Source organism: Hanamia caeni, from assembly GCF_003721595.1.
Lineage (GTDB): Bacteria > Bacteroidota > Bacteroidia > Chitinophagales > Chitinophagaceae > Ginsengibacter > Ginsengibacter caeni.
In genome coordinates, this window is the sequence record NZ_RJJR01000015.1 from 38,602 (window position 1) to 65,185 (window position 26,584).

22 protein-coding genes are annotated in these 26,584 nt (G+C 40.8%); 9 read left to right on the top strand and 13 right to left on the bottom strand.

The annotated features are described in order from the left end of the window. Positions 1-85 precede the first annotated feature (85 nt). Complete coding sequence (locus EFY79_RS16910) at positions 86-784, bottom strand: type 1 glutamine amidotransferase domain-containing protein (protein ID WP_123121925.1); 699 nt, start codon at positions 782-784, stop codon at positions 86-88. Between the two features lie 404 nt (positions 785-1,188). On the opposite strand from EFY79_RS16910, the gene EFY79_RS16915 reads away from it, so the two are divergent. The 5 genes from EFY79_RS16915 to EFY79_RS16935 all read left to right on the top strand — a co-directional run bounded on the left by EFY79_RS16915 (position 1,189) and on the right by EFY79_RS16935 (position 5,992). Continuing rightward, on the top strand, positions 1,189-1,587 hold the full coding sequence (locus tag EFY79_RS16915; RefSeq protein ID WP_123121926.1) for a hypothetical protein: 399 nt from the start codon (positions 1,189-1,191) through the stop codon (positions 1,585-1,587). Between the two features lie 130 nt (positions 1,588-1,717). Next, positions 1,718-2,611, top strand: coding sequence for a LysR family transcriptional regulator (locus EFY79_RS16920; RefSeq protein WP_123121927.1), 894 nt, complete (start codon positions 1,718-1,720; stop codon positions 2,609-2,611). 77 nt (positions 2,612-2,688) lie between these two features. After that, complete coding sequence (locus tag EFY79_RS16925; RefSeq protein WP_123121928.1) at positions 2,689-3,675, top strand: YeiH family protein; 987 nt, start codon at positions 2,689-2,691, stop codon at positions 3,673-3,675. A 197-nt stretch (positions 3,676-3,872) separates the two neighbouring features. Further along, positions 3,873-4,475 (top strand): CDP-alcohol phosphatidyltransferase family protein, encoded by a 603-nt coding sequence (locus tag EFY79_RS16930; RefSeq protein WP_123121929.1) that lies wholly within the window; start codon positions 3,873-3,875, stop codon positions 4,473-4,475. Between the two features lie 14 nt (positions 4,476-4,489). Next, positions 4,490-5,992: a GH3 family domain-containing protein gene (locus tag EFY79_RS16935; RefSeq protein WP_123121930.1), complete on the top strand. Its 1,503-nt coding sequence runs from the start codon at positions 4,490-4,492 to the stop codon at positions 5,990-5,992. Between the two features lie 201 nt (positions 5,993-6,193). Here EFY79_RS16935 and EFY79_RS16940 read toward each other — a convergent pair whose 3' ends face one another. From EFY79_RS16940 to EFY79_RS16950, 3 genes are all read right to left on the bottom strand, one after another. Beyond that, the gene (locus EFY79_RS16940; RefSeq protein ID WP_123121931.1) at positions 6,194-7,480 is read right to left on the bottom strand and encodes a sensor histidine kinase; all 1,287 of its coding nucleotides are present in this window, start codon (positions 7,478-7,480) and stop codon (positions 6,194-6,196) included. A gap of 31 nt (positions 7,481-7,511) precedes the next feature. After that, positions 7,512-8,189 (bottom strand): response regulator transcription factor, encoded by a 678-nt coding sequence (locus tag EFY79_RS16945; protein WP_123121932.1) that lies wholly within the window; start codon positions 8,187-8,189, stop codon positions 7,512-7,514. A 176-nt stretch (positions 8,190-8,365) separates the two neighbouring features. Beyond that, on the bottom strand, positions 8,366-9,565 hold the full coding sequence (locus EFY79_RS16950) for a S1C family serine protease (RefSeq protein WP_123121933.1): 1,200 nt from the start codon (positions 9,563-9,565) through the stop codon (positions 8,366-8,368). 505 nt (positions 9,566-10,070) lie between these two features. Here EFY79_RS16950 and EFY79_RS16960 point away from each other — a divergent pair. Next, positions 10,071-10,940, top strand: a complete 870-nt coding sequence (locus EFY79_RS16960) for an MBL fold metallo-hydrolase (RefSeq protein ID WP_148041954.1) — start codon at positions 10,071-10,073, stop codon at positions 10,938-10,940. Positions 10,941-11,044: 104 nt separating this feature from the next. Here EFY79_RS16960 and EFY79_RS16965 read toward each other — a convergent pair whose 3' ends face one another. Then, positions 11,045-11,317 carry a hypothetical protein gene (locus tag EFY79_RS16965; RefSeq protein ID WP_123121936.1) on the bottom strand — a complete coding sequence of 91 codons (273 nt, stop codon included), beginning with the start codon at positions 11,315-11,317 and terminating at the stop codon, positions 11,045-11,047. Positions 11,318-11,332: 15 nt separating this feature from the next. Here EFY79_RS16965 and EFY79_RS16970 point away from each other — a divergent pair, with 15 nt between their 5' ends. The 3 genes from EFY79_RS16970 to EFY79_RS21925 all read left to right on the top strand — a co-directional run bounded on the left by EFY79_RS16970 (position 11,333) and on the right by EFY79_RS21925 (position 13,487). Further along, positions 11,333-12,343 (top strand): manganese catalase family protein, encoded by a 1,011-nt coding sequence (locus EFY79_RS16970; protein WP_123121937.1) that lies wholly within the window; start codon positions 11,333-11,335, stop codon positions 12,341-12,343. A 7-nt stretch (positions 12,344-12,350) separates the two neighbouring features. Continuing rightward, complete coding sequence (locus tag EFY79_RS16975; RefSeq protein WP_123121938.1) at positions 12,351-13,103, top strand: DsbA family oxidoreductase; 753 nt, start codon at positions 12,351-12,353, stop codon at positions 13,101-13,103. Positions 13,104-13,364: 261 nt separating this feature from the next. Then, positions 13,365-13,487 carry a hypothetical protein gene (locus EFY79_RS21925; protein WP_262684759.1) on the top strand — a complete coding sequence of 41 codons (123 nt, stop codon included), beginning with the start codon at positions 13,365-13,367 and terminating at the stop codon, positions 13,485-13,487. Positions 13,488-13,662: 175 nt separating this feature from the next. Here EFY79_RS21925 and EFY79_RS21305 read toward each other — a convergent pair whose 3' ends face one another. The 8 genes from EFY79_RS21305 to EFY79_RS17020 form a co-directional block, all read right to left on the bottom strand. Next, a complete protein-coding gene (locus EFY79_RS21305; RefSeq protein ID WP_148041955.1) occupies positions 13,663-14,304 on the bottom strand; it encodes a hypothetical protein in 642 nt (213 codons plus the stop codon). Further along, complete coding sequence (locus EFY79_RS21310; RefSeq protein WP_148041956.1) at positions 14,294-14,674, bottom strand: hypothetical protein; 381 nt, start codon at positions 14,672-14,674, stop codon at positions 14,294-14,296. Before EFY79_RS21310 ends, EFY79_RS21305 begins: the two co-directional genes overlap by 11 nt. Positions 14,675-14,860: 186 nt before the next feature. After that, a complete protein-coding gene (locus EFY79_RS16995; protein WP_123121942.1) occupies positions 14,861-15,472 on the bottom strand; it encodes a hypothetical protein in 612 nt (203 codons plus the stop codon). 6 nt (positions 15,473-15,478) lie between these two features. Then, on the bottom strand, positions 15,479-17,470 hold the full coding sequence (locus tag EFY79_RS17000; protein ID WP_148041957.1) for a hypothetical protein: 1,992 nt from the start codon (positions 17,468-17,470) through the stop codon (positions 15,479-15,481). Positions 17,471-18,186: 716 nt separating this feature from the next. Beyond that, complete coding sequence (locus tag EFY79_RS17005; protein WP_158605237.1) at positions 18,187-19,260, bottom strand: ABC transporter substrate-binding protein; 1,074 nt, start codon at positions 19,258-19,260, stop codon at positions 18,187-18,189. A 30-nt stretch (positions 19,261-19,290) separates the two neighbouring features. Next, a complete protein-coding gene (locus EFY79_RS17010) occupies positions 19,291-20,016 on the bottom strand; it encodes an ABC transporter ATP-binding protein (protein WP_123121945.1) in 726 nt (241 codons plus the stop codon). Beyond that, positions 20,006-20,812, bottom strand: a complete 807-nt coding sequence (locus EFY79_RS17015) for an ABC transporter permease (protein WP_123121946.1) — start codon at positions 20,810-20,812, stop codon at positions 20,006-20,008. The genes EFY79_RS17010 and EFY79_RS17015 overlap by 11 nt, the downstream gene beginning before the upstream one ends. A 230-nt stretch (positions 20,813-21,042) precedes the next feature. Further along, positions 21,043-26,559, bottom strand: a complete 5,517-nt coding sequence (locus tag EFY79_RS17020; RefSeq protein WP_158605238.1) for a T9SS type A sorting domain-containing protein — start codon at positions 26,557-26,559, stop codon at positions 21,043-21,045. Positions 26,560-26,584: the final 25 nt, after the last annotated feature.

A 26,584-nucleotide genomic window follows, 5' to 3' on the forward strand; every position in this document is an offset into this window, starting at 1 on the left:
GGATGTTCAACAGTAAACCCACAAAAAACAATAATTCCTGTTTTGTTTTAACCGGTTATTAGTTTCGGGAAAAGGATTCATTACATTAGTTACTAAGAACCTCTTGTTTTTTCAAAAGTGCGAGCAATTGTTTTGCGGCTTCCTCAGAGGAGGCCGGATTCTGACCGGTAATCAATAACCCATCCTGCAATACATACGGGGCCCAATCATCTTTTTTTGAATAAATACCTCCCTTGTTTTTCAATTCGTCCTGCAGTAAAAAGGGCACTACATTGGTTAATTGAACCGCTTCTTCTTCTGTATTGGTAAACCCTGTTACCTTTTTGCCTTTTACAAGGGGCGCTCCGTTCTCATCTTTTACATTCAATAAAGCGGAAGGAGCGTGACAAACAGCAGCCACTGGTTTGCCGGTTTTCCAAAAAGTTTCAATCAGCCTGATTGAATCCGCATCAGTGACAAGATCCCACAAAGGGCCATGCCCGCCCGGATAAAATACCGCATCATAATCTCCTGCTGAAACTTGTGATAGCTTTTTGGTGTGTGCCAATAGTTGTTGCAGTTCTTTATCCTTCTCAAAACGCCGCGTGGCATCCGTCTGGCTGGCAGGTTCAGCGCTTTTAGGATCGATAGGTGGCTGCCCGCCTTTGGGTGAAGCTATTGTAACCGTTGCGCCTGCATCCTTAAATGTATAATAGGGAGCCGCAAACTCTTCTATCCAAAAACCGGTTTTGTGCCCGGTATTTCCTAATTCGCTATGGGATGTTAAAACCATTAATATTTTCATTGTTCTATTTTTAGGTAAAAGTGTTATTTAATTTTTCGATTAAGCAGGCACATAAATCGTACCCATTTAAAGATCGTTCTAATTTGATTATTTACATCATATATTCTTCTTGTCTCACGAACCAAATTTCTTCCCAATTTCGGCCTGACTAAAATAAAAATATTACTTTTAAAGAAGAAAGCTTTTATAGATAAAATCAACAGAAGAAAGCTACCAAAAACCAAAAAATAATTTTTAAAAGCAACACTAGTAGAAAAGAACCGGGTTAATACCTTGTACCAAATAGCAGGTTTACTGCAACATCGGTCAAGGTATACCGCTATGATTTTTTAGCAGGGCTTTTGAAGGAGCTTTTCGGATACTTTTCTGACTGGCAGGTGCAATAATTTAAACAGTCTTTAATTATGGAAATGCAAAAAGGTGTAAAGTTAAACACCAGAGAACAAATTTTAGAATGGGCACTTCTTGGTCTTGCTGTGGTGTTCTTTGTCTTGTGTGTTATTGGTATCATTAACCAATCAAAAGGCATTAAGGGTGATGATATATTGATGCCTTCATTTTTCTTTTCTTGCGGGCTCTTTTTTTTATCTTTTGGTCTAAACGGACTTGTAAAAGGGGAGCTTATTGAAAAGTGGACGCCATACATTCTGTACGCTTCGATAAAGGCATTTACAAGATTATTTATAAAAAAGAAGGCCGATACGGCAAACAATACCTGGAAGGTTGTTTTTGGTATAATGGCAATTCTCTTTGGAGCCGTTTGTGTGCTGACAGCCATTTACGACTTGCAGAAACACATTTAATATCCTTTACATCCACACCGTAACTGCTTTTACAATTATGCAACTGTAATTATTGCAAAGACCTTGCTATGAATTTACAACCTTACTTTACTTATTTTTATAGCCCTTTAAAAAGTATTCAACAATTTGTATGTTCGATTTTAGGTTACAGGTTTTTAACACCGTTGCAAAACGACTCAACTTCACCAAAGCTGCCGGGGAGTTATTTATTACCCAGCCCGCCGTAACCAAACATATCCAGGAAATAGAAAATCATTTTAAAGTAAAACTGTTTGAACGCAATGGTTCAAAAATAAAATTAACACCCGCGGGTGAAACATTGTTACACTACACCGACCAGCTTTTTACCGTATACCGCAACATGGAGTTTGAACTGAATACCTTTACACAACAGCATACCGGTAAATTAAGAATTGGTGCAAGCACTACTGTAGCGCAATATGTATTGCCGCCGGTGCTGGCTGCTTTCCATAAAAAGTTCAGGGACATAAAAGTTACGCTGACCATCAATAACACCGGTCAAATTGAGCAGGCTTTACAAAATAAAGATATCGAGCTGGGTATTATTGAAGGGCAATCAAAAAACAAGTTATTTAAGTACACAGAATTTGTAAATGATGAGCTGGTATTGGTAGCAAACATCCATCATCCGTTGGCAAAAAAGGATATGATTAAACCGGAAGAACTGTTAAAGATTCCACTACTTTTAAGAGAACCGGGTTCAGGCACCCTGGAAGTTCTTGCACATGCATTAAAACCATTGGGTATAAAAATAGCACAGTTGCAAAATGAAATGCAGTTAGGCAGTACGGAGAGCATGAAGCTGTATTTATTAAATTCCAATGCTATGGCTTTTCTATCTGTTCACTCTATTTTAAAAGAATTGCAAAACAAGGAATGTTGCATCATAGACGTAAAAGGCCTGAATATTGAAAGGCATTTCTATTTCATTAAGCAGCATGGACAGGCAGAAGCGCTGCCTGAGCTTTTTATGAAATTTGCCCGCCACTATAACTTCAGGTAATGAGACATTACCAATAGCAATTTCTTTGCTGCTTTAACGGGGATGACCTTTGTCTTATCAAAAACAAAGTAATCATCATGGCAGAAACAACAACCATACCCGCTAAACCAAAAAATGAAAAGCGATTATTAGACCGGAGTATCACTACAAGAGAGGTTATATTTTTACTGGCAGTAGTGTTTTGTTTGTCTCCACTTATTACCCCACCCATTGCCTTATTGATGGGACTGGTGATAGCCCAGTTTATCGGGCATCCTTACCTGCATCTGAATCATAAAGCCACCCATATATTACTCCAGGTTTCCGTGGTAGGCCTGGGTTTTGGGATGAATGTAACCAGTGCGATGAAGGCAGGTAAGGAAGGGATTGTTTTTACTATTGTTTCTATCACAGGCACATTGATAATGGGGTTTTTAATGGGTAAGTTTTTGAAAATAGAAAAGAAAACCTCTTATCTCATATCTGCCGGTACAGCTATTTGTGGAGGAAGTGCTATTGCTGCCATTTCTCCGGTAATTAAAGCCGAAGAAAAACAAATATCCGTGGCATTAGGCACCATCTTTATTTTAAATTCAGTCGCCTTGTTTCTATTTCCTGTAATCGGGCAGGCACTTAATTTATCCCAAACACAATTTGGTTTATGGTGTGCCATTGCCATACACGATACCAGTTCTGTAGTAGGTGCGGCAAGCAAATACGGCACACAGGCTTTGGAAGTAGCCACTACGGTGAAATTAGCGAGGGCGTTATGGATTATCCCGGTTGCTTTTTTATCAACTCTTATTTTTAAAAATAAAGAAGGCAGAATAAAAATCCCGTATTTCATTGGTCTGTTTGTTTTAGCGATGATTGTAAATACTTACGTGCCTTTTGTACAACAGTACAGCCATTACCTGACAGGCATTGCCAAAGCAGGCTTAACCTTAACGTTGTTCCTTATCGGTTGCGGATTATCCCGTAAACTTTTGCAGAGTGTGGGCTTTAAACCATTGATACAAGGTGTGGTGTTATGGGTTATTATTTCTGCCGCTGCATTATGGGCCGTAACCTCTTTAGCGCATTAAAAATATCTTTTTATTCGTGCAGAATGTATCTAACGGAAGGCGTGAGAGAGCGGTAAGACCTGCCGGGTGTGGAAAATTTTATTTCGTTTATATTAGCGAATTTTTATCTGGATGCTATACCTTTAGGTTAGCATCTGACACCACACTGAAATTGCCGGCTTTTCACCAAATAGGCATCACCTTTTCATTGTGTTGTTATGAAACAACTCCCTCTCTCACTCATTACATTCAGATTTTTACTTGCCCCGGTAATGCTTTGCCTTGGATATTTTTACCACACTACTTATAGAAAATTAATTGTTGTGTTACTTATTGCCGGCTTGTTGTCGGATATTCTCGACGGCATTATTGCCCGCAAACAAAATACTTCCACAGCTACTCTTCGCAGGCTCGATAGCCAGACCGATATGGTATTCTGGCTATCTGCCGGGTTTACTGCCTGGTTTATCTGGCCGGGCGTAATAAGAGATAATAATGTTGTCATCTATATTTTATTGGGGATGGAAGGGTTATGTTACGTGGTTAGTTTATTAAAATTTAGAAGAGAAACCTGCTCGCATGCTTACTTGTCTAAATTCTGGGGACTAACTCTATTAGCCGCATTCATAGATCTTATCTTAAACGGACATGCAGGCTTCCTGTTTTACTTCTGCCTTGCAGCAGGAATTGTATCTCACCTGGACAGGATACTCATCACACTTATTTTACCAACCTGGCAGCACGACGTGCCCAGTACGTATCATGCATGGCTTATACGCAAGGGAAAAGCTTTTAAAAGATTCCGATTGTTTAATGGTTAAACTTACTACTTCAGATGAATTTATTTCAAGGGGTAAAATACTTTTATTTCAAAAATATATACTTTAAGAAGTATATTAAAATGGTTCATCACAACAGGTATGCCACTGCAGAATGCCAGGAAATTGTTTTTAACCATCTGATTGCAAAGGCAGCAAATACAGAATTTGGCAAAGAACATTCTTTCAGGCAAATAAAAACTTACAACGACTTCAGAAACAAGGTTCCCATAAGAACTTATGAACAAATGCTGCCTTATACAGAAAGAATTTTTAAGGGTACAAAAGATGTTTTGTGGCCAGGATCTCCCGAATGGTTTGCAAAAAGCAGTGGCACCACCGGCAGCCCAAAATATCTTCCGGTTACGGCCAATCATCTAAACTGCACCCAATTTGCCGCGCGTTATATGATTGCCAACCTGGTTGATCAATTCGGAAGTACCGATTTTATAGGCGGCAAAGTTTATTACCAGGCGGATCCACAGGTTTTTGAACTGAAGAATGGATTTAACTGCGCTTCAATATCTGCAATAAAATCTGCGGGGATGCCACGCTGGGCAAAGTTGTTCGCCTTGCCGGGTGAAAAGGTTAATAGCATTCCGGATCTGAATGAAAAACTAAAAAGAACCATTGAAGCATTATTACAACAGCCGGTAAAAGCTGCTGTTGCGCTACCAGTATGGCTTTCACAGTTATTGATTGAAATGGAAAAAACGACAGGCAAAAAATTCAAAGAGCATTTTCCCTTATTTAAAATATTGTTTTTATCCGGGATGAATTATGAGCCTTATGAGAATTTTATAAGAGAACAAATGGGAGGTGATATTTTTTTGATGGAAAATTATACAGCTACCGAAGGCAATTTTGCCTACCAATGTTTGCCTGGCAAAAAAGGAATGGAACTTATTTGCAACCAGGGCATTTTTTATGAATTTATTGCTTTAGATAATGAGGGAATGATGGAGGCGGAAAGAATTCGTTTAGACCAGGTAGAATTAAACAAGCAGTATGTCATGGTGATTTCCAATACCAGCGGTTTATGGGCTTACCGGATGAATGATGTAATTTCTTTCGTTTCTGTTGCCCCATATCGCCTGTGTGTAACCGGGAGGCTTGGAGAAATTTTCTCTCCCTTTGGCGAACATGTAATGCCACTGCAGGCTGAAAGAGCTTTGGCTGCCGCTTGTAAAATAACCAATACCAGCATGGTTGATTTTACCATACTACCCGGATTTGATTATGAAAACGGCCATCATTATGTATGTTATATAGAATTTGAAACTGCTGAAGCAGATGTAAAATCATTTGCCGAAATCCTGCACCGGGCTTTGGCCGAAGAAAACAGTTACTACGACGAATTCAAAAGAGCCGGTATTTTATTAACGCCTGAAATCATTTTCCTGAAAAAAGGTTTTTTTAAAAGTTATTATAAAGCCAAAACAGTACAGCATAAAATCCGGCATTTGATAAATGATCCGGAACTAATAAGCTGCTTTAAAAATTTCCATAAAAACTATTAGCGCGCCTATTATCTCTGCTTCCCAGCCAAGTTCCCTGATGAAATAAATTCCATCAGATTCGGCAATTTTTAGTTTTACAGACAATAGATGAATTAAATAATATCTTCTTATTACAACGCCAAGTCCCTTGCGGGAGACTCGGCTGAGAATCAATGCTTTATTGCCTGTGATTGATATTTAATAAAATAACTAAAGGCAGATTTACGCTGGCGAAGGTCTACAGACGCAATTAACAATGTCAAAACTGTGCAGCCCTTTTTCAGCGCGATAAGTGATTCGGAGGTTATTTACATCGGCAATCTTTTTAACGATCGCTAATCCGAGGCCGTTTGAAGATTCCGGGCTTTCTTTTGAATTCTTCAGCCGCTTAAATAATTTTTCTGAGGGTATCGGCTTCAGCCAACTCGTATTGCTTATATGAAAGTGGTTTTCAGAGACTGATATCTGAATCAGGCCACCGGTATAATTATATTTAATTGCATTGCCGAGCAGGTTGCTTATGAGTGAACCGGCAAGTACGGGATGAAGGATGATCATAAATTCGCCCTGGTAATTGGTTTCAATGGTCAGTTGCTTTTCTTTTATAAATTCAGCAAAAAGGTGTACATATTTTTTAGTTATTTCTGCCAGGCTTACTTTCTCTGTTGTTTCATATTGATTGTTTTCAATCTTTGCCAACAACAATAGCCCTTCGTTTAATTTACTCAGACGTTGTAATGCCGTTACCGATTGAAGAATGGATTGCACCTGGTCGTCGTCCAGGTTATTATCCTGCAACAACAATTCAAGCTTACTGAGCACTACCGCAACCGGCGTTTGCATTTCATGCGCCGCATTTTCTGTAAACTCTTTCATATTTACATAATCCTTGTAAATCTTACCGGTCATATAATTCAGGGATGCATTCAATTCATTAAATTCCTCCGTATTGGTAGTTTCAAAATGCATGGCTTCCATCTTTTGCAGTTCGGCACTTCTTATTTTCTTAAGTGAGCGCCTGAAAGGCTTCCACAACCTTTTGCTGATAGCCCAGTTGAATATTAAAGTGGCTGCAAACAATCCGGCCAGCACAAAAAGCATGATCCACTTCACATCAGATTCCAACGCTGCCTTTTGCTCTTGCGACTGACGAATATAAATTTGATAATGGTTTCCGCCTATGGAAATAACCTGCGCCAACTGGCGATAAGGAATGTCATTATTTGTTGTTTTGCTGTAGCTGTATGTCGTCGTAATTGTTGCATATGCATCAACATCGGCATCTGTAGGAAATATAGAAAGTTCAGGTGTTTTTAAAAAGAAAGTGGTTCCATTTGCCACTACCGTTTCCAGGTACTGGATCCATTGTATTTCATCACTCACCAATTCCTTATCACTCCGGTAATTTATTTCTTTACTAAATTGATTCACCAGGTAGAAGCCGGCCACTGCCAGTAAGGGAACCATAGTGATTAAAAAGTAAATGGTCGTTTTTGTAAGAAGCTTCATTGATCCGGCTTAAATTGGAAAATAAAATACCCTATTGATCAGTAAACCGATAACCAGCACGATAAACCGTTTTGATATAATCGCCACTTCCGGCATCGAGTAATTTCTTTCTCAGGTTTTTTATTTGTGAATAAATAAAATCAAAATTACTTACATGCAGGTATTCCTCGCCCCAGATGTGCTCTGCGATCGCCGCTTTTGTAAGCAGCCTTCGCCTGTTGACAATAAAATATTCCAGCAACTGGTATTCTTTATCTGTCAGTACAACCGGCTTGTCATTTACCGTCACTAATTGTGCTTCAGCTTCCAGCTTGATCTCGTTAAAGGCGATCACTTTGTTGCCACTAAAGTTTCTGCGCCTGATGATCGCATTTATTCTTGAAGCAAGCTCCGACAAATAAAAAGGCTTTGCCAGGTAATCATCCGCCCCTAAGTCGAGGCCCGCCAGTTTATCTTCCAATGCATTTTTTGCAGAAATAATGATGATTCCTGCTTTGGATTCCATGTATTTCAATTCTTCAACCAGGTCGAGGCCGCTGCCATAAGGCAAACCAATATCCACAACGATACAATCATAATCAAACCCGGCAATTTTATCTTTTGCCCGCAGAAAATCACTTACCGCTTCACAGATAAAGCCCTGGTGTTCCAGGTATTTCAAAATCGATTCCTGCAGTGCCTGTTCATCTTCTATTATCAGTATTTTCATTTATATAAAATAGGAGGTATCAAAATAAGAAATTCACATCAATATCTCCGGCTATAATTTTAAAATCACTTTAAAATGCACAAAAAACCCGCCTTATAAAAGACGGGCCCGGGCTCATAGGATATAGTAAAATATCCACCGCTTATTAAAAATCTCTATAGCTCATAAACCATCTTCTATTGATTCATATCCTGTTCCTGTTGCGGATAGTTGCCTGCCGAATTCTGTAATATAGCGGTAGTTGTGCTTTCAGATCCGTTTCGCACATAAGTAAGTTCTACTTTATCACCGGGGTGAAGAGATGAAATTTTTCCGATTAGTTCAGTACTTGTATTGATCACTTTTCCGTTAACTTTAGTAATAAAATCTCCTTGTTGAATCCCAGCCTTGCTGGCAGCACTTCCATCGGCTACTTTTATCACATACACACCATTCCCATCAGGAATATTATTTTTTTGGCGGTCAGCATCCGTCATCTGATCGCTTCCCAACATGATTCCCAAATACGCTCTTTTAGAGGTTCCGTATTTTATAATATCGCTTACCACTCTTTTTACAAGGTTAGAAGGAATAGCATAAGAATAACCTGCATAAGAACCTGTTGGTGATGCTATAGCGCTATTGATACCAATTAAATCTCCATCGGTATTTACCAGGGCGCCTCCGCTGTTGCCGGGATTTACCGCTGCATCTGTCTGAATAAAAGATTCAATGGGCGCATCACTATTGCGGTTGTTGATGCCAATGCTTCTTGCCTTGGCACTTACAATTCCTGAAGTAACGGTTGTTTCAAGATTGAGCGGATAACCGATTGCCAATACCCACTGGCCAACACGAACCTCATCGGAATTAGCAAAATTGAGAGAAGGTAAATTACTTTTTTCAATTTTGATAACAGCGAGATCAGAACTTGGATCGGTACCGATGACTTTGGCCTTATAATCATTCTTATCATTCAGCGTTACCAGCAGTTCATCCGCATTTTCCACCACATGATTGTTGGTTACGATGTAGCCATTATCACTCACGATAACACCAGATCCGGAAGCCACCTCCCGGGCGGCACCCTCATTATTACCCTGGTTATAAGACATGCCGCCGAAACCGGCGAATGGATTAAATTCCTGGTTCCCGGCTCTTTTAAGCACTTTTATGTGTACGACAGCCGGCGCCGCTTTTGAAGCAGCACTTTCAAAATCTGTCATGGGTGCATTGTCGCTGCCCTGGATAAATTTTGCCTGTTTAAAAACTGAAGTAGCTGCGGGGCTATTGACAGCAAGCAGTTGTTGTTCATTTAATTTGCCATATACCCAGGCTGATGCAAAAAAGGCTGCAGCACTTACCAGGAAAACGGCGAGTAGGTGTTTGAATTTCATGACTTTATTTTTTTATGATTATACAGCAAATATGAATTCCACTTTTGTAGCAAATCTGTAGAAATCTGTAAATGGCTTGTTAAACGTAAAAGTGTGAATCTCTCAACTAATACAGGTTTCAAAAGTTTTTTCGAAACCCGCGCCAGTTTTTCCGGACACGCTCTGAAAAGCGCAATTATTGTTAGCATGGATGTCAAAAAGGACAGAGCTTTTCCATTAATATTTAGTGGCTTTTCATGACAGGAAGTATACTTTTCCTCCATTGAACGAAAATAGTAGCTAATAACTTCGATTCGGTTTTAGCGATGGCAACAGGAAAATATAAATGTGTTCTATTGCTGCTTTGCTGGCAACATTTTTAAGATCTCACAGGGTTCAGCATTTTATTTTTATTGTAACCAGGAAATAAATACTTTGCCGGCAAATTTTATTGTTTGATGTGGTGTGCTACAATAAATTAATATTCATCACTGGCGCCGGTCTCCTAATAATTAATCATTATAATATGCAAACAAAAACTATCTTGTTAGTTGCATTATTTTCCTTGATGCAATTTTGTAATTCATTGTTTGCACAAACAAACGGATGGTATAGTTCAAAAGAGGTAGGGCCTAAAACCTGGGTGATTAAGGAACCCGGTTATGATGAAAACATGTATCTTCTCGAAGGACAGGACAGCTCATTATTGATAGATGCAGGCTTTGGAGCCGCTAATCTCCGCGATTTTGTGAAATCTCTGACATCTAAACCGTTAATTATAATAAACACTCATTTCCATCCTGATCATACCGGTGGTGATTATCAATTCCCGTTTGTTTTTATCGGAGCAAAAGATTTGGATTATGCAAAACCGTTTTTAAACCGGGAAGTGGTTCAACAAATTAATCGCCAGGTGTTACACGATACTACAATTACAGATTCATTAAAATTTCCCGGGTCGCAGGTACAAAAAACCACTTTAATTCCCGTGGATGACAATTATGTTTTCAAGCTGGGAGACCGGAATGTGCAGGTAATCAATGTTCCCGGGCATACCCCCGGAAGTATATTTTTACTCGACAGTAAGAATAAAGTCCTTTATTCCGGAGATAACATGCAGACAACATGGCTTTTCTCTAAAGAATCACTTTCAGTTGGAGCGTATCTGCGAAGCCTCGAAAAATTAAATAGAATAAAGGGCCGGTATAATGTCTTATACCCCGGTCATGGAGATCCGGTAGAGGTTTCGGTCTTAGATGAATTGAAACAATGCTGTGAACAAATACTAAGTGGAAAATGCAAAGCGGAACCATATCACTCCATAACCGGAGAAGATGCGGTTTCCTGTACCTACAAAACAGTAACTATTGCTTACGACATTGCTAAAGTAAATTAATAAAACAGGCCCTGTAAGGCGCAAGTGGAATATAATAAGAGCTCCGGGAGAAAAAGTAGAGGCGCTTTATTCTGTTACCCCTATCAGGTGTTCCCGGGCAAACATTAACACTGTAAACGAACAAAAAGTTGATATTTTAATTTTCCTCTGGCGCAACTCCTCCTGTGTAGCCGCATTGTGTAGCCATAATGCGGCTGCTTCTTTTCTTCTCCTGCAGGAAACTTAGTGACGTAAATTACCGGCAAGGCAATAAGTTCCACACTTTGTTTTCGGCGCGATGATGTTTGTTGAATCTTAATGCGTGCGGCTGCTATGGCATTGCAAATTATTTTATACTGGCATGGTTTTATCTGCCCGGTTAAAAACTTATTCCTCATTTTAAATCCCTAATTATGTTTTACCATGTGAAAGATCTACAATACAATGCGAAAGTTTCCAGGCCTGATCCCCGTTTTGCCTCACTTTTGCTGGAACAATTCGGAGGAGCCAATGGAGAGTTGGCCGCCGCTCTTCGTTACTTTGGGCAATCATTTGCCGCAAAAAATCCTTACCCTGATAAATATGATTTGCTAATGGACATTGCGACCGAAGAATTTAGTCACCTGGAAATTGTGGGAGCCACTATTCAAATGCTGACAACCGGGATAAATGGCCAACTGAAAGATGCTGTAGAAAATGCGGAGATTATGCAATTATTAAAGGGCAAAGGTGCAAAAGAAGATATGATTCACAACAGCATCAACAGGGAATTTTTGGTGGCCAGCGCAGGGGGGCCTGCTTTCACCAATGCAGAAGGCGCTGCCTGGACCGCATCATACATTAACGGGGATATGCAGGGCGATCTTACCAGCGATTTGCGTTCCGATGTAGCCGCTGAAACGCGCGCAAAAATGGTGTATGAATACCTGATCCAGTTTACAGACGACCCATCGGTAAAGGATACACTACGCTTTTTAATGACGCGGGAAATAGCGCATTTTCAAATGTTCCAGGCCGCGCTGGATTCTATTCAGCCAAATTTCCCAATGGGGATTTTACAGGGCGATCCAAAATACAGCAATTTGTATTTTAATTTTTCAAATGGCAATGACTATCGCGGCCCATGGAATGAAGGCCCGAGCTCCGAATTAGGTGAAACGTATCAATATATTGACGATCCGATAAAACATGTAATGGAAACCAACGCTTTGCTCAATCAAAAGATTGAAGGCACCGAGCGCACTGAGAAGTCTGTAGATAAAAAGAATAAAGAGATGAGCAAAAAGCGCAGCACAGAAGTAAACAGCGCCACTCCTACAACCAATATCCAATGGAATAATAATCCACAGGCAAACAAACCTGCTGCCGGCAAAAAATCTTCGGCGCCGGATAAAAAGCCAGGCAACAAGAATTTGAAGAAATAATTCACACATGGCTGAACAAAAAAGCAACATCAAAAGCGGGCTTGAAATCACGTATTATACAGACCCGCTTTGTTGCTGGAGTTGGGGCTTTGAGCCACAATGGCGCAGGCTTTTGTATGAATTGAATGATAAGATTCGTTACCGTTATTGCATGGGTGGTCTTTTGCCCAAATGGAAAAATTATAATGATAATCTCAATTCGGTAACAAGGCCTATCCAGATGGGGCCTGTTTGGATGCATGCAAAAGAAATTTCAGGGATGCCGATGGATTATAATATTTGGATGCGGGATCCGCCATCATCTTCCTATCCCGCATGCCTTGCCGTTAAATGTGCGTCAATTCAATCTTTACGGGCAGAGGAAAAGTATCTTAGAATGGTGCGTGAAGAATTAATGATCAATGGTAAAAATATTTCAAACCGGGCGGTACTTTTTGAAATCGCCGAAAAGGTTGAAAAAGAAATTCCTGGTTTTGATGCGGCCATTTTTAAGGAGGATTTTAAAAATGATGCGGCGCTTGATGCATTCAAAAAAGATTTGCAGGAAATTCAATACCATCGAATCAACCGCTTTCCGACACTTGTAATCCGGAGCGCTAATAAAAAAGGCGTTTTAATATCGGGCTATCGCCCTTACCCTTTATTAATTGAAAGTATCCACAATTTAACTGATTTAAAGCTGCCTAAGAAAATCAATAGGGAAACTTATACAAAATACTGGGGCTCGCTTACAGAACGCGAGCTGAGAGAGATAGAATAAAAGTTGATAACGCAATACGCTGTTAATGCAACGATTTCGCCTATGCAAATAAAAATTCGGATTATTTGTGCTTTTACTATATTTTCCCAACCTGGCTTTGGCCAGCATTAAAAAGCAACGGACTATCTGGCAACTGATGCCTTTAGGATAGAAGCATCGTCAATAGGGGCGGGGACGATTTTCTTTGGTACAAATTCTTCTTCTCAGCAACGTCTCCCGATAGGGGACGTTGCGTATCATGAGAATTGATTACTTTTAAAAATGCCAATTCAACAAACAATCCCTTATGTGGAAGGACCGTTCTTCATCACTTTTACCTGCCATAAATGGATAAATCTGATCGACATTACAGGCAGTTATGACCTCGTATACCAAGTGGTTTGATCACCTCAAATCAAAGGGACATAAAATTGTTGGGTATGTTATCATGCCGAATTACATACATGTATTGATTGATTTTATAAAAACTCATCAAACAATTAACCTGATAATCGGGAATGGCAAAAGATTTATGGCGTACGATATCATTAAACGATTGAAAGAGGCGCAACAGCATAAATTAATAAACTTCAAAACAATAGTCATGAGTAAGCTCATAATCGGGAATTGTGTTTTCATATCTCGAACCTGCAAAATAGACAGAATCTAAAAAATTTAAATGTTGATTGATTGTACTATTTATTGGTATAGTTACAGAAGCCTTTGTACAATTTTTCATCACCTGATAAAGATCCAGAATAGTAATACAATAGATCCCTCTTTTTTGGGCTATAATGCCGAAGGATACCACAAAGTTACTTTGTTCTTCCTTGAAAGTTATGGTTTCTGTATTACGTGATGATAATGAATTCACTTTTATTTCGCCTTTTTGAGGTATAAGTATAAAAGAATCTAATGCTTCAGTTATGGTATCTTTTTTTGGAATAGCATTAAAATGAATATCTGTAGCCACATTTGATGCTCCGCTTAAATTTATAACAGAACTATCATTTCCACCTGCACTTAAGTATTTTAAATTTACAGGGAAAGAAGAATTAAACCATAAGGTATCTCCAATAAGTACACTATCCTTACCATGCACGAAGTTTGATATACCACCAGTAAGAGTAAAGTTTCGGGGAATACATCTTTTATGGCAACCAATAATTAAATTAAGGAGAATGGATATTGTTATAATAGATAAATTTTTTTTAGAAGCCATAAGAAGAAAATAGAGCATTTATATAAGGATTTGTAGGGTTACTTGGGTTTTGTTGTAATAATCTTGCTTCATATTGGGGTATAGAAGTAACATCTGATTGAAGAGCACCAAATAATTGTGAAATAGTGTATCCAGAAACCTGGTCATTAACACTCGTATTAAAAGTTGGCTCCCCATTATCCATTAAATCTTCCATTAATCCTTTTGGAATCCAATGAAATGGATCAGTGGAATAGGAAGGAACATAATATTCCAAAACATCAATATTCGGATGATTAAATAAATCAGGACAATATTTATATTGCTGGCCACCTTCGTGCTCACAGTAAGCATGTATCCCATATCGCTGATCAGCCAAAAAATGCCCCATGTGGTACGCCCAGGCCTCCCCCAATGCAATAATGGGCGCATCGGCAGAATTAGCATCTCCATACGGATCCAGGGGGCATTTTTTGTAGAATGAATTATAGATTCAATTAGCTCTGCGGTTACAAAATTTTGATACCAGTTTATTCCCACTTTTGAATAAATACTGGCGTGGCTCATTTCATGTTTTTTAATAAACTTTAAAGCAATACATGTGACTTCTCTCATATTCAGATATTTGATAACCTGGCCGAAAATCTTGGTAATAATATAAATGGATATTTGAATTATTATTATGAATTTGAATAAAAGCCTTTTCGCATCCCTTATTTTTTCTAGTTACACTTATATCATCGCCAAGAGAAATTCCATATATTCCTTTTTGTTTTGCAACAATACCGACTGAAAGTGTATATTGGCCATTTATTTCTTTATAGGAAAAGCCCTTATTTTGAGTGGGAAGATTATCATTACCGGTTAAAGAGCCGACTTTAATTATATAATCAAAATCATTTACAGCTCCGATAACGTTTTGTGAGGTTTCAGGAAATTTCAGAACTTCAAAAGGAGTTCCAAGCTGAGAATTACTAAAATCAATATTTGTTTTACTTATTGAATCGCGAAATGTTGTAGAATGAGAAGATGTTACCCACAATGTATCTCCAATTGATATAGAATCTTTTTCAGGAAGAAAAGTATCTTCCATGGAAAAATAATACTGAGCTTCTACGCATCTACGCCCACATCCTGCGAAATTGATTAGAAAAGCTCCTACAAACCCAATAGTGAAAATTTTTAACATAGTAATTTAATAATGATACTGACCGAAAATATTGTTTATTTGAGTTGATTGGGTCGGATTTTGTGTTATTAATCTGGCCTTATATTGTTGAAGTGTTGTTACATCACTTTGTAAAGCAGCAAATAATTGCGAAATTGTGAATCCACCAATACCATCAATTACAGGATAGTTTTCGTTAGTATTATCCATCATATCTTCCATCAATCCCTTAGGAATCCAATTAAATGAATCATAAGAATAATTTGGGTTCCAGTTTTCTATAACTTCTATTTCAGTATGAACACCTGGTCCTTGCCCATAACCGATTTGCCCTTCGTATTCGTTGTAAGCATGTATCCCATATCGCTGATCAGCCAAAAAATGCCCCATGTGATAAGCCCATGCTTCGCCTAAAGCTATAATAGGCGCATCTGCAGAGATGGCATCTCCATAGGGATTGAGCGGATCATTATGGGTTCCATGGATTATAGATTGACTTAGTTCTGCTGTTACAAAATTTTGATACCAGTTTATCCCCACTTTTGAATAATCACTGGCGTGGCTCATTTCATGATACGCAAGCGCCTTTAAATAATCAGAGTAAAACTCATCTCTCCATGAAGGAGCAACATAATCAAGCGCCGTATCTATGCCAAGTCGAAATGAAATTAATGCAGCCGTTGAGGTAATGACTGGAGAAAACTTGAATTTAGACATTAAATAATATTCAGTAAAGGCTGCCTCACCCGATATTCCTGGACCAATTCCGTGGCCAAACATTGGTGTTGAGGCTGAACCAGCCTGGGTTGCCCAGGATGTTAAAAATATATGCATATTAGAAGGCATTTTTGAAAAGCCAAATTGAGTGGCATAATCTGAATGTTCCTGAACGGCATTATGAACAGTTGCTGCGGCCCAATACTTGTTGGATTTAGAATTAGTAGCGCCGCTTTGATTATTTGTAAATTGAATATTTGATTTATCAGAACTATATATGCCCAGTGTTCTTTTCACTGGATGGATCATTTGCCATATCATTATTCCACGCATTGCAAAAATAGTAGCATCACCGTTTATAAATTCTTCTTTAATTTTTACTTTATGTTTAAACCGCTTCGTGAAAGCAAAATGGCCGTACGCATCCGTGTAGGTGGTCTGGATTTTAAACCATCTTTTTGCGATCACTTTTACTTTTCGCAAGCCAACGGGACTTCCGGCTCCGGTATTTGGCAAGTTAGTATCAAATACATAAATATATCCCGCGGGTATTGCGGCATCTACGGCTGGCGGAGGGGGATCTGACACCGGAGGTCTGTAAGGAATACATTCCTCGCCAACGGGATCCCATATAAAACCATCAGGGCATTCTTTGAAATTATCAGGTTGAAGAGCATTGGGTTTTATAGTGCTTTTTTTTGTATTGGTATAGGGTGAGGTATTGTTACTCATCGTAATAGATTTGCTGCTACCACTCATGTTGATACTATCCTGGATTGAGGCTAATCTTTCCCCTTCAGTTTCTACCGCCGTATAATTATCCGCCGGAATGTGAATCTGTGCAAGTGTTTCATGTTGTATTCCTGCCGGGAAAGTGAAACCGGATGGTACCACAGCATATTGCCAGGTAGGCAATGAATCCGGTATAGAAGGGTCCTGGTAATAGTCTCCTTCATAAAGCACCTGGTAATCCATTGGCGTATCAAAAAGTTCCAGACCTTGTGCGTCCATTATTGAGTCCAGTGCGGCCAACTGATTGGTAGAAGGTAAAAAGCGTACATATAAATTATTAACTATCGCTTTCGCAGGATCTTGCCCAAGATTACCATACGCTTGCATCATATTGTTAATCAGGTAAGGATTAGTGAGTTGATAACCCAATATAGTTTCTCTTTCAATGGAATCCTCATCGTGGGGAATAAAATCCGCCGACCCTGTGCCGCCGCCGGAAGCCATTAATCTTGCAGAATTCTTAGCTAATTTTTCCTGACCATCGATATCTGCTGTAGATTTTAATTCCATCTTTTTACAGGAAAAAATAAGAGAGCAAAATAATAAAAAGCCACAAAAATAAATAGGAATGTTTCTCATAAGGGGGTGTTTGTTTTTAGTGAGGGGGTAAAAATAATTTTCTTTTGTTTCGGGTAAAAGCGATGTGGAAAACTTTTTCGAATGATTCCCTTCTTCGAAAATGATAAACCGATAAATATTCGATTTTTTTGTAGCCGCAGGTAGTCGTCAGTGGTGAACACTGTTTAAAATAAAATTGAGAGTATTTGTGCTTTTATTATCGCATTCATGGTGTTGGAGCAATCTCGTTAATGAACATCGTAATTCTTTTTTGGGGATCGTTTCATTGCATTTGCCTCTTCTTAGATTATAGGCGAATACCAACAACAGCCTCAGCTATGGTTGCCTGATACGGCCGGCACAGAATGCGCATGGTATTTATCACCGCGTTTATAAAACGCGATGTTCTGTTATTTTTCCGTAATCGTAAATTAATTTGTAATGGCATAATACATTTATAATGATAAATAAAGCATCTTTTCCCCCTGGCTAAAGCTTACATACTTCGGGTCTTCACTATGCCATTCTCATAGTATAGCCGTACCATCGGCTGCTCAAGTCCGGCATAAGTCCGGCATATCCCGGACTTAACACGATATTGGACACAAGGAAATCCCTGTGGAAACCTACGGGAATAGCGGTTTAGTAAACGCAATGGGTGTTTGCTTTTATCTGGCGGCTGATGCCTTTAGGATAGAGGCATCGTCAATAGGGGCGGGGACGATTTTCTTTGGTACAAATTCACGGTCAATCAGCTCATGCATCGGAATTCTTTTTGAGAGCAGCTTAAGCTTTATGCCCTGGTCTTCTATTTGTTGCAGGTCTTCATCGGTGGGAGTAAGCTGCACATAGCTCACCCGTTTAGGATCGGAAGTAAGTACATAATTCAATACCTTTTCGTCCTGCCTGAAATAGGGAGATACCAGCTTCGCCGCTTCTTTACGATGGGTTTCGGCCCAGGCGCCTGAGGCAGCTATACCACGTACGAGGTCTTGTACCACCCCCGGATTTTGGCGAATTAAATCTTCATGAACTACCAGCGCGCACGAAATGAAATTGGGCCAGATGTCGCGGGCATAATATAAAACCCTGCCGATGCCATCTAATTCAGCCTTGGCACAAAAAGGCTCACCTACAAAATACGCATCTATCGCGCCCGCCGCAAGTGAAGTAGGCATATCCGGCGGTGGCAGAATAATAAATTCAATATCGTTGGGCTGCATGCCATAGTCGTCCATCATTTTGTGAATCACAAAATTCTGGTTGCTGTAAAGACTGGGTATGGCCATTTTTTTACCTTTAAGGTCTCTCAGGCTCCTGATTTTGCTGTTCTTTCCCACTACTACTTCAGAGCCATCCCTGTGGCCGAGATAACAAATTTTTACCGGTACGCCCTGTTCCCTCAGCTTCATTGCCAGCGGCACAATCATAAAAGTAGCCTGCACCTGTTTGGCTTCCAGCGCACTTACCACAGTTGGAAAATCTGAAAAAACGCGCGAATTGAAATTTGTACTGGTTTCCGTTGTTTTGGACGCAAAATCCGTGACGGGACAGGTAAGATGGCAGGTAACAGGCAGGTAGCCCACGGTTAGTTCGCGGGTAGCTTTTTTATTTACGCCCTCGTGTATTACATCCCTTGCCGAATTTGCGCCGTTCTTTTCCCACGGCTTATATCTAAGCAGGCCCAGCGCGGTTAAGACAACCACTATCCCGAGGATCAATTTGCCAAAAGTAAATTTCATGCTCATTCTATTTTCAAATGTAATTTAGGATTATTGCTGCAATCCCAGTTCAATCAAAATTGTCTTCATCGTTTCAATCACTGCGGCGCCGGTCAGATCTCTCGGGCGTTGCTCATTCACATGCAGCTCGCGACAAATGGTAGCGGGCCGGCTCGACAATACCAAAACCCTGTCGGCCAATTGCGCCGCTTCTTCAATATCATGAGTTACAAATACAATCGTACGGGGCCTTTGTTTCAGAATCCTAACCAATTCAAGGCGCATGCGCAATCTTGTTTGATAGTCCAGTGCAGAAAACGGCTCATCCATCAGCAAAATATCCGATTGGCCCGCCAAAGCTCTTGCCAGTTCTACCCGTTGGCGCATTCCACCAGATAATTGATGGGGGTAATGATTTTCAAAACCCTGCAGATGTATTAACTCGATCAGGTCTTTTTTTTCCGTTTCGCGCTGCGGCTGATTGCCCAGGGAGCGTAATCCCATATCAATGTTCTCGCCAACGGTCAGCCACGGAAAAAGCCCATCGTGCTGATACACGGTGCGGATGTTTCCCGTCCGGTTTACCCTGCCTTGCGTAGGCCTGATATGGCCGGAAAGCAAATTTAATATAGTTGTTTTACCACAGCCCGAGGGCCCGACAAGTACGAGCACCTCTCCGTTTTGTACTTCCAGGCTTAATGACTGTAATACATTGACTGCGCCATAGCTGTGCGATACGTTGTCGAATGACAGGCTTACTAATTGCTTATCGTTCATAGCCCCATCTTACATTTGGAAGTTTAGTTAATTGTGCCAGCAGGCGGTCTATTCCCATACCAATTACACCGATTACTATCATATAGCACACGGCAGAATCCAGCCGCAGTCCGTTTCGCGCTTCCCAAATCCCATACCCGAGGCCATCCTGGCAGCCTACCATTTCTGCGGCTACAATTACCACCCAGGCGATGCCATAGCTCACCCGCAAGGCGGTAATAATTTGAGGCAAAACGGAAGGGAATGTTACTTTAGTCAGCAATTCCATTCCCTTATAATTATAATCTTTTGCCACTTTAAAATAGATGCTTGGAATAGTAGCGACTGCCGCCATAGTTGCCAGGGCCAATGGAAAAAATGTTGCCATAAATATCAGGAAAATGGCCGGCTTGTCGCCGATATGAAACCAAAGTATAGCAAAGGGAATCCAGGCCAGGGGAGAGAGGAAGCGAAAAAAGTTCAGCATGGGTACGAACGCCTGCCGCAGGTGCAAATGCTGACCCAGCAGCAAGCCCGCCGGAATGCCGAGTACGGCGGCTAATACAAAGCCCACCGCCACACGCCATAAAGAAGCAATGATATCGTTCAGCAGCCGGCCCGCTTCGAATTCTTCTTTAAAGCTTTTTAATACCGAGCCTGGTGTGGGAAGCGCGTATGCGGGGAAAAGATTGGCATAAGAAATGACCACCCATAATAATATCACAGCCACCAGCACTAACGCAGGTAATAATATCGAATCTGTTTTTTGAGAATTGGTGCCATTTTTAGAACCTGGTAGAAAAGAAATTTTAGCCATAACGTTTTGCGTAGCCGCCTCTCTGCGTTGCGGATTTTTGCAAAATATTACATTATTTGTAAATAATGGGTTTAGATGTGAAATAGTTTAGCCTGACGGCAGAAGATTTCTAAACACAGTGAATGAATAAATAGGCAGAATTTTTATTTTACAGCGAAAGAAAATTCATACATAAAAAACCTTAGCATGCATTCACATAAGCGAATGCGTGCCGAGGTTAATTGTAGTCTTTATTTTATTACCTGGATATTTTCCGTTTTTCCTGCTGGCGTATTTATTATTAACTGATACACCCCATTCGGTAAATTATCACATTTAATGTCTTCACTGTTGCTGCTTTCAGTATGTTGAATGTCTTTGGAAAACAATACCTGCCCGCCCGTATTGTATAATTTGATTTGGTATTTTCCTGTTGCCTGGTTATGGAGCTGTAAATGAATTACGTTGCCGGTAATGGGGTTTGGATATACGGTGATTGCTCCTGGCTTGCTTTCATTGCTCACTTTTACTATTGAACTATAGCTTGCTTTGCCATCCATGCTGATGATTTTTATCCGGTAGTAATTGGTTCCTTTAGTTGCATTTTGGTCAACCGCTGTATAATTTCCTTTCGGTTGGTTGGCTGCCTGGGCTATGGCTACCTGGCTAAAATGCGCTGCATCGACCGATTTTTCCACTTCATATTGCTTTATGCCGCTTTCATTGGCCACCGTCCAGCTTATGATGTTGTCTGCATTTTTGTTTATCGCTGTTACGGAGGTGATGCTTACCGGCAATGTGGCCATTTGCCTGAAGACTACTTTAAATCTATCTGCGGCTGAAGAGCCAGCGTCTGAGGTTATGGCTACTTCGATAATGGTGCTGTCGCTTAAACTTACCGCGGTTTCCGTCTTAAGGTATTTGTCTGTCAGTATGCCCTGGATACCGGTGGCTTCCATATGCTCAGGAGCAAAAATGAGCTTATAAGCTGTTTTACTGAGGTTCGTAAGATTGTAAAAAATGGTATCCCCGGCTGACACCTGGCTTTTGGCTTCTATGCTTAAAATTTTCCCTGCGCTTTTGATACCAAAGTTTTCTCCGCTATTCGTGAGCTTTACCACGTCGTTGCCGTCTATGGCATTTCTAAAACTGTTGTCGAAGGCTGCTACGTTGCCGTCTGCCATTAATCCGGCTGAGGTAACAAGGCTGGCGCGTAAAAACTGCCTGTCTTCATTGGTTGTGCCTGTGGCTTCCCTGTTTGAATGGCCTGGCCTTCCTGTTGCGGATTTACTGCCTTCTGTTATGGTAAGGTTGCCGTCGGTACTGCTGTTGGAATGTACAAAGAAGGCCTGCCCCGACTGGATAACTGACGACAGCACATTGACAGGATAAGCGCTGGTACCTCCCGGAACAGGCTTCCAATTGTTGACGCTGCTTAATGTCTGGTAGCCTCCTACGCCGTAGGTGCCATACAGGTATGGGTCATACACATAAAATGCATTATCAACATTCGCGTCTTTGGTAATCAAAGCAAAATCTATGGGTGAAGCATAGGGATTGCCTACAGACTGAAACTGGCCGGCTTTTACGGTTACGGGCAATTGTGTGCCTGTAAACAATGTGCCTTTGCTTCTGAGTATGGTCAGATTAGCGGCCTGGGCGGTTGTAGTTATTGTGCGGTCTCCTCTTATAAATACCATATAGCCGCCGGTATTTGATATAATGGCATTGGCGCTGCCAACACCTTTCCAGTTGCCGGTGGAGGGGTCAAAATATTTCATGGAAGGGGCCACGGAATACATATCAAAACCTGCTGCTGTGCCTGCAGGACCGCTTATCGTGGTTCCATAATTACCAGGTATATTTCCATTTTCCATCCAGCTTTCTTTTATGGTTTGCCCATAGGTGGGCGCTGATAAAAACTGCCATGATTTTCCATGCTGGCCCGCGCCGGTGCCGGTGTTGATGTATCTTTCTACAATTACTTTGCCGGTGATAGTGTTCCCAATCCCGACTGTTCCTATTCTTGCTGTTCCCAGAGAATTGGAAACCAGGGTGATATTATCGCCTGTATTTAATGTGGCGGTCGCGCTTCCAAAGGTTATTGCGCCGGTAATTTTCAATGTGTCGTTGGAAATAGAAGAAACGGATAGCCCGCTGCCTGTGTTGCTTACAATTAAATTCTGAATGGTTTTATTGAGGAACATGCTCCCGGATATGCTTTGAGCAGATGCACCGTTCATTTCTATGGTGCCGGAGGCGGCATTAAGTGTGCCACTATTTGAAACAGTCCCGGATATTTTTAATTTACCTCCTGCAACCGTCAAAGAGGCACCGGACTGTATGGTAATATTTCTGGCATAATCAGTTCCGGCATTTATAACCGGATAAAAGCTGAGCCCTGAAGGAATCGTAACATCAATTGCCGAAGTAGGAATAGGGCCGCATACCCAGTTTGCAGCGTCATCCCAATCAGAACTTACAACGCCTGCCCAGCTTCCGGAAGGGTACTGCGACAAAGTCACACTCGCTGATTTCGTAAATCCGTTTCCATCCGTAACGGTAAGTGTGTATGTAGTCGATGATACAGGCGTAGCAGTGGGATTTGCAATAGTTGTTGAACTCAAGCCGGTTGACGGTGACCATGCATAAGTCATGCTGCTGGTTCCGTTAGTAATAACCGGATTAAGGACTACAGATCCTCCTGCACAATAGCCGGTAGAAGAAATAGAAACCGTAGGCAATTGATTGGTGATTCCACTGATAATAATTCCTGTGCCGGTGTTATTTATAGAAGTTGTAGTAACCGTGTTGGAACTGATAATACCATACCTGACCCACGTAGCAGTTCCTGCGTATTTGGCTGACGAAATATTTGATTCAGTTCCTGCTATATCCGCTGCAACATATTTTGCATTTGCCGTGAATGAAGGCGCCGTAATTCCACTGTTACTTATTGTCCAATATCTTTTTAAAAAATCAGTAGAACTGGTATTATAAGGGCTCCTGGCGTTCGTTACCTTTACTCCTGAATAGGCGCCTGCTGCAAAGCTTCCGGAAGTATAGTTTAAAGTAATGGGCGAATATTCAGCGGTTCCTGTAATATCTCCAACGGGGAAAAAATAAGAACCCGTTGCTGAATAATTTTTTCTCACTTCACCGCCTCCATCTGCAACTATCATTGTAGCAGCAGAAAATGATCCGGCAACCGCGGCAGCCGAAGGACCAAAGGTAAAAATCTTTGTCCCGACATTTAATCGTCCGGCAGAAAGAGTTAAGGTTGAATTAACTGTCTGGTCTTGTGAGATACTTACACCCGAAGTGTTGTTTACAGTTAATTTGTTGAAGGTAGTGGGTGCAGTGCCACCAATTGTTTGTGCAGAACTTCCATTAAATGTAAAAGTAGAAGTGCCGGCCGAATATCCGGAAGCTGATACATTGTTGTACCAGTTACCGGCGATAGTGTGAGCATAAGTGGCTCCTGCGAAAACCGCTGAAGAATTTATGTTTAAATTACCTGCAATATTTACTACTCCGGTTGCTGTTTTTGTGCTATTGTTTGATACAGTAAGACTTCCATACGTGACAGGTGAAACAGATTGGGCAATGGTTCCATAATATTCGACGGTGCTGTTTACATTCAATGTATTCGTAGAAAATGATTGAGGAAAGTTATTTGCTCCGGCCGCTTTGAGCAATGTTCCTGAGGCAAGGGAAAATATTCCACCTAAAGTAGTTCTGTTACAGGTGAATGTAGTCAAATCAAATATGCCGGTTGACACAGTAAGGTTGCCGTTCATTACAATGTTGTTTGAAACTGAAGAAACGGTAACGCCAGCCGAAGGGTTGATGGTTAAATTATTGAAATTGTTTGAGGTGGTACCTCCGATTTGCTGATTGCCGGTTCCCTTGAAAGTGACGGTACTGCCTGCCGGAGTAAATGCACCGGAGTTAGTCCAGTTGCCGGTAATATTTATTTGAGGTGCGTTGCTGCAGGTTATCGAACCTAAGGAGCCAATGGTTAATGAACCGTTTAAATTCACTGTACCTGCGCTGATATTCATTGCGGCGCCACTTCCATAATCCACCTGGGTTGAACCATTCACGGTTAATGTACCGCCTATAGTTACATTAAACGTCCCTTTATTCATAACCAGACTTCCAAACGTTACATCTTTGCCATTTGTAGTAAATGTGCCATTTGCGCCAAACATAATCCAGGCTTCCTGGTTGGTTTTAAGCGGGCCGCTGGCCGTAAAATCGCCATTGTTCATCGTCAATATACTGAGTGTGGAGGCAGGATTTGTTCCGGTCTGTATGGTATGTGGGCCTAAACCATTTAGTTGAACATGTGACCTGACAGTTGGATTAAAAATACCTGTTACTTCAAGGTTGCCACCAATAGAAATATTTTTGCCAGCAGCATCCCAGTCCACACTATGAGTTAATGTTGCATTGGGAGAGACAGTTACATTCTTTTCAAAATTGTAATTATTATCTGTTGCAGCCAGAATAAGATTCCCCGTTGTAACGGTCAGGTCGTTGCTGACCGAAAAAGCTTTGGCAGAGCTGTTATTTGTCAATGTGATTCCGGAAGAAGATTTGTTTAATACAAGATTATAAAAAGTGGTAGACGCACTTCCGGTAATTTCTGAATTTCCTGACCTGTCAAAAGTTACCGTGCTGGTTGACGTAGTGGTAAAAGTGCCATTGTTGGTGAGGCTTCCGTTGATATTAAGTGAGGCAATTCCGGCACCTGTGGTATTATACACACCATTATTCAAAAAATTACCGGCAATGCTTAAAGCGGAAGTAGCCGTTTGTTTATAAGTGCTGCTGCTGTAGTTGAGATTTAAAGACCCATTTATCGTATTCGTTCCGCCGGATTGGGTAAATGTGGAATTTTGGCCCAGATCGAGTATAGCAACATTTATATTTCCTCCCGACAAAGTACAGGTTCCTTTGGGGGTAGCGCCCGAAGTGCCTAGATAAATGCCGCCTCCGCTTATATTAATTGTACCTGAACTGACTTGTAAGTCTCCGTCCAAAGTTGACGTACGTCCAATAAGCATTCCACCAACTGTGCTTCCAACAGTTAATGTACCTCCATCTACATAAAAAGTTCCCCCACTCACCACTACACCCCAGTTAGCATTTACAATTTGACCATTGGTGTGAAAAGAACCGCCAACCTGGTTCCACATGGCATAAAAATCCTCGTTAACAGTTACGGTCCCATTGGCGTAAAAGTTCCCGGTTCTAAACAATAACTTACAAAGAGAAGTAGAACCAGTATTGATATAACGCGTTCCGGAACCGTTCATCCAGACGGCAGGTGAATATCCGGTATAACTATAAGTACCGGCAATACTTAAGTCTCCATCAACTTCAAGAATAGTTGAGGCATTATCGTAATTGTTGTTTTGTTGAAGCGTACCAACGGATGCAACTGTTAAACTACCGCCGAATTTTACAGTTCCTGCAACCGTTATTTTGAGCGTTCCTGAAATTTGCACCGAACCTGCCACTGTCCATGAGGCGGCTGCTGTATAAATATGCCCTGATTGAACAATAAAAACATCTGCTGAGTTAGTAAAAGCAGCAGGGTGCAAACCGGTACCGTTAGTACCTGTCCACCAATAGTTTCTATTGGTTGCATCCCTATTACCATATGAATAATAAGTCGTTGCATTGACAACTGATGCTGACATAAGCAGCAATCCTGTAAAAACGATTGATACTTTATTAAAGAATTTATTAGTTTTCATGAACATGGATATTTAGGGTACGGTA

Excerpts from the sequence above, each read along its gene's own strand:
- EFY79_RS17010 (WP_123121945.1), bottom strand. The coding sequence starts at position 20,016 with ATGAACGATAAGCAATTAGTAAGCCTGTCATTCGACAACGTATCGCAC.
- EFY79_RS16995 (WP_123121942.1), bottom strand. The coding sequence starts at position 15,472 with ATGTTAAAAATTTTCACTATTGGGTTTGTAGGAGCTTTTCTAATCAAT.
- EFY79_RS16910 (WP_123121925.1), bottom strand. The coding sequence starts at position 784 with ATGAAAATATTAATGGTTTTAACATCCCATAGCGAATTAGGAAATACC.
- EFY79_RS16975 (WP_123121938.1), top strand. The coding sequence starts at position 12,351 with ATGGCTGAACAAAAAAGCAACATCAAAAGCGGGCTTGAAATCACGTAT.
- EFY79_RS16920 (WP_123121927.1), top strand. The coding sequence starts at position 1,718 with ATGTTCGATTTTAGGTTACAGGTTTTTAACACCGTTGCAAAACGACTC.
- EFY79_RS21310 (WP_148041956.1), bottom strand. The coding sequence starts at position 14,674 with ATGGGGCATTTTTTGGCTGATCAGCGATATGGGATACATGCTTACTGT.
- EFY79_RS16935 (WP_123121930.1), top strand. The coding sequence starts at position 4,490 with ATGAATTTATTTCAAGGGGTAAAATACTTTTATTTCAAAAATATATAC.
- EFY79_RS16965 (WP_123121936.1), bottom strand. The coding sequence starts at position 11,317 with ATGAGGAATAAGTTTTTAACCGGGCAGATAAAACCATGCCAGTATAAA.
- EFY79_RS16930 (WP_123121929.1), top strand. The coding sequence starts at position 3,873 with ATGAAACAACTCCCTCTCTCACTCATTACATTCAGATTTTTACTTGCC.
- EFY79_RS16950 (WP_123121933.1), bottom strand. The coding sequence starts at position 9,565 with ATGAAATTCAAACACCTACTCGCCGTTTTCCTGGTAAGTGCTGCAGCC.
- EFY79_RS21925 (WP_262684759.1), top strand. The coding sequence starts at position 13,365 with ATGCCAATTCAACAAACAATCCCTTATGTGGAAGGACCGTTCTTCATC.
- EFY79_RS17000 (WP_148041957.1), bottom strand. The coding sequence starts at position 17,470 with ATGGAATTAAAATCTACAGCAGATATCGATGGTCAGGAAAAATTAGCT.
- EFY79_RS16940 (WP_123121931.1), bottom strand. The coding sequence starts at position 7,480 with ATGAAGCTTCTTACAAAAACGACCATTTACTTTTTAATCACTATGGTT.
- EFY79_RS16925 (WP_123121928.1), top strand. The coding sequence starts at position 2,689 with ATGGCAGAAACAACAACCATACCCGCTAAACCAAAAAATGAAAAGCGA.
- EFY79_RS17015 (WP_123121946.1), bottom strand. The coding sequence starts at position 20,812 with ATGGCTAAAATTTCTTTTCTACCAGGTTCTAAAAATGGCACCAATTCT.
- EFY79_RS16915 (WP_123121926.1), top strand. The coding sequence starts at position 1,189 with ATGGAAATGCAAAAAGGTGTAAAGTTAAACACCAGAGAACAAATTTTA.
- EFY79_RS17020 (WP_158605238.1), bottom strand. The coding sequence starts at position 26,559 with ATGAAAACTAATAAATTCTTTAATAAAGTATCAATCGTTTTTACAGGA.
- EFY79_RS16945 (WP_123121932.1), bottom strand. The coding sequence starts at position 8,189 with ATGAAAATACTGATAATAGAAGATGAACAGGCACTGCAGGAATCGATT.
- EFY79_RS16960 (WP_148041954.1), top strand. The coding sequence starts at position 10,071 with ATGCAAACAAAAACTATCTTGTTAGTTGCATTATTTTCCTTGATGCAA.
- EFY79_RS16970 (WP_123121937.1), top strand. The coding sequence starts at position 11,333 with ATGTTTTACCATGTGAAAGATCTACAATACAATGCGAAAGTTTCCAGG.
- EFY79_RS17005 (WP_158605237.1), bottom strand. The coding sequence starts at position 19,260 with ATGAAATTTACTTTTGGCAAATTGATCCTCGGGATAGTGGTTGTCTTA.
- EFY79_RS21305 (WP_148041955.1), bottom strand. The coding sequence starts at position 14,304 with ATGGCTTCTAAAAAAAATTTATCTATTATAACAATATCCATTCTCCTT.